The 2,771-nt window shown below is 72.8% G+C and carries 1 protein-coding gene; it reads left to right on the plus strand.

Translation table 11 applies throughout. The annotated features are described in order from the left end of the window. Positions 1 to 2,771: discoidin domain-containing protein (locus PROKR_RS23170; RefSeq protein ID WP_084800633.1), on the plus strand; the 2,771-nt coding region annotated here is incomplete at both ends.

The raw sequence follows: 2,771 nt of genomic DNA on the forward strand, positions 1-2,771 counted from the left end.
GGCGGTCGCCGTCCCTGCGGCCCCGGCCGCGGCAGAGGTCGCCGTCCCGGCCGCGCCAGTCAAGGCAGCCACGGCGGACGCCGCCGCCTACTCCGCGTACCCGCCCATCCTCGACCCCGGCTCCGGCGCGGCCGACTACTTCACGCCGTCCTGGCTCGACGACGGCGGCAACCACATCCAGGCCCACGGCGGCCAGGTCGTGTCCGTCTCGGCCGAGGAGCTCGGCGTCGACGCCGGGTCCGTCGTCGAGGGCGAGGAGGCGGGGCAGGCCGTCTACTACTGGTACGGCGAGGACCGCAGCAACGGCTACTACGGCAGCCCGGGCGTCCACGCCTACAAGTCGTACGACACGAGGAACTGGACCGACGAGGGCGTCGTCCTGCGCTCGGTGTCGGATGCCGCGGAGCTGGAGTCGGACTACTTCGACGCCCTCTACGACACGGTCGACGACGCCGGCGAGCCCCGCGCGGACCGCATCGCCGAGCTCGACTACCACCTGAACACCAACGACGCCGCCGACCACACGACGATCTTCGAGCGCCCCAAGGTGCTCTACAACGGGGCGACCAAGCAGTGGGTGCTGTGGTGGCACTCCGACGGCCAGACCACACCGGGCGGCAGCATGTACGCCCGCTCGATGGCCGGGGTCGCGGTCTCGGACAGCCCGACCGGGCCGTTCAGGATGACGGGCGTGTACCGGATGCCGAACCGGACCAACTACCAGGCGTGCATCTCCGCGGCCGTGCCCGGGCAGGCCCGCGACATGACGGTCTTCCAGGACGACGACGGCACCGCGTACATCGTCTACTCCTCCGAGGAGAACCGGACGCTGTACATCGCGGAGCTCGACGCCGACTACACGAACGTCACGCACACCACCGACGTCGACATGGTCGACGCCGGGCAGTACTCCGAGGACGGCCGCTACCCGTACCTGTTCGCGGACGGCACCTCCGGCGCGCCGGTGCGCGGCGAGGACTTCCAGATCGTCAAGGAGTGCGGCGTGCTCGAGGCGCCCGCCCTGTTCCAGCACGGCGGCAGGTACTACACGGTGGCGTCGGGCGCGACGGGCTGGGCCCCGAACCCGCAGACCTACTACACGGCCGACAGCATCCTCGGCTCCTGGATCCGCGGCGTCGAGGCGGGCGACCAGCACGAGAACGTCGCCTACAACGCGATCCCCGAGGGCGGCGACGGCCTGCTCTCGGTCGGCGACACCCGCCGCACCACGTTCGGCTCGCAGTCCACGAACGTGCTCGACCTGGGCGGCGGCCGCTTCGTCTACATGGGCGACCGCTGGAACGCCGGGGCCGCGAACTCCAACTACGTGTGGCTCCCCGTCACGATCGGCGAGAACGGCCGCGCCGAGATGCGCAACCCCGCCACCGAGGATCCGGCCCGCTGGGCCGACGGCTGGGACGAGAGCTACTGGGACGACAAGGGCACCGGTACCGAGATCTGGCGCGTGATCGACGACGGCGTGCCCGACCAGGTGGCCCCCGGCGAGGACTTCGGCGCGACCCTGCCCGACGCCGTGCCGGTCGAGGTCGACGGCGCCATCTCCGACGTCGCCGTGACCTGGAGCGCGACGTCGTTCGCCGAGCGCGGCACCCAGACGATCACCGGCACGCTCGCCGCCGGCGACGGCTTCACGGCGGGCCGCACCTTCACGCGCACGATCGAGGTGCACGAGGACGGCGTCGCCAACCTCGCGCCCGGCGCGTCGGTCGCCGCGTCCAGCCGGGCGAGCCTCGCCCCGACGGTCGTGGACGGCAACGTCAAGGGCAAGGGCTGGGACGACTGGACGTCGTCCGGCTACCCGCGGAACAGCTGGCTGTCGTTCACCTGGCCGCTCGCCCAGGACCTCGACCAGGTCGTGGTGCACACCTACAAGGACGGTGCGGGCGCCACCTGGCCGTCCACGGTCGCGGCGGAGTACCTCGACGCGTCGGGCGCCTGGACGACGACGGACGTGCGCGTCGACCTCGCGCAGGACGCCGCCTCCGTCGCGCCGGTCGCGACGCTCGACGTGTCCGGCCTGCCGCGCACGAACGCCCTGCGCGTGCGGCTGACGACGGCGACGAACACGTGGCAGTCGATCTCGGAGGTGCAGGTCTGGGGCGCCGACGACGTCGTCGACCTGTGCCGGGCCGAGGGCACCACGGTCTCGGCGAGCTTCCACCAGACCGAGTGGGAGACGATGCCGGCGGCCAACGCGTGCGACGGCAACGCCGCGACCTCCTGGTCGACGTGGTCCGGCAGTGCCGGCCGCGACGAGGTGACGTTCACGGTCGAGCCGGCCGAGGCCCGCGCCGTCGACCGGGTCGGCTTCACGACGACCGAGGGCACCATCGCGGCCGTGGACGTCGAGTACCGCGACGCCCAGGGCACGTGGCACCCGACCACGGCCCAGGACGTGGCACCCGCCGCGACCGGCGCGCCGACGTCGGTCGAGTTCGAGCCGATCTGGGCGTCGGCCGTGCGGCTGACGTTCGCGACGCCCGGCTCGTACCTCAAGATCCCCGCGCTCGGGGTCGGTGCGAGGGTTTCCGTCGTCGTGCCCGAGGTGGAGGCGCGATGTGTGGCCCGGGACAAGGCCCAGGTCGTGACCACGGTGCGGAACCTGGGTGACCGCAGTGCGGACTTCGAGGTCCGGACGCCGTTCGGTGCCCGCGTGGTGCGCGACGTCGCGCCGGGCCGCACGGGGCAGGCCGTCGTCAGCACGCGGGGGGCCGCGCTCGACGCGGGGACCGTCAGGGTCTCGGCGCGCG

Origin of the sequence: Promicromonospora kroppenstedtii DSM 19349, assembly GCF_000515355.1 — a bacterium.
In the GTDB taxonomy this organism is placed as follows: domain Bacteria; phylum Actinomycetota; class Actinomycetes; order Actinomycetales; family Cellulomonadaceae; genus Promicromonospora; species Promicromonospora kroppenstedtii.